General features: G+C 55.8%; 1 protein-coding gene. It reads left to right on the top strand.

Annotated features, from left to right (window positions below):
* Positions 1-647: aldehyde dehydrogenase family protein (locus AC1DRJ_RS31360; protein WP_477805523.1), on the top strand; the 647-nt coding region annotated here is incomplete at both ends.

Raw genomic sequence — 647 nt, 5'->3', positions numbered from 1 at the left:
TGACTATCCTCAATCCCGCTAATAATCAGCCGGTAGCGACCATGGCTCAAGCCAGTGTCGCCGACGCTGAGCGTGCCTTGCAGTCAGCGCGACGTTGCGCTGACAGTGCTGAGCTGACCCGGGTGCGTCCTGCCCAGCGTGTAACTTGGTTACTAGAGATTGCCCGGCAGATTCGTTTGGTCGCCGATGAAGGAGCTCAAATTCTTTGCGCGGAGAATGGTAAGCCCCTTCGCGATGCGCGGGACGAGTTCACCGAAGCCGCACGCTACTTCGAATACTATGCCGGCATGGCCGACAAGATTGAAGGTATCTCAGTACCGCTAGGCAATGGCTACATGGACTTCACTATCTATGAGCCAATGGGCGTCTCTTTACAGATCGTGCCATGGAACTTCCCAGTGTCGATCTGCGCGCGCTCTCTGGCTCCAGCATTAGCCGCTGGTAACTCGGTTGTAATCAAATCGCCGGAACTCTCGCCTTTAGGTCTCTGTGTCCTGATGCAAGCGATCGAACGCGCCGGCTTACCAAAAGGCGCGGTCAATCTGCTGTGTGGACGTGGTCGTGAGGTTGGCGCTTTTCTAGCTGCGAATAAGGGAGTTGATCAGATTGTCTTCACCGGCTCCGTACCGACCGGTCAGAGTATTCTG

The sequence above is a fragment of the Pseudomonas sp. P5_B2 genome, assembly GCF_056400445.1.
The sequence above is the reverse complement of the archived record's forward strand: the minus strand, read 5'-3'. Positions and strand labels throughout refer to the sequence as shown.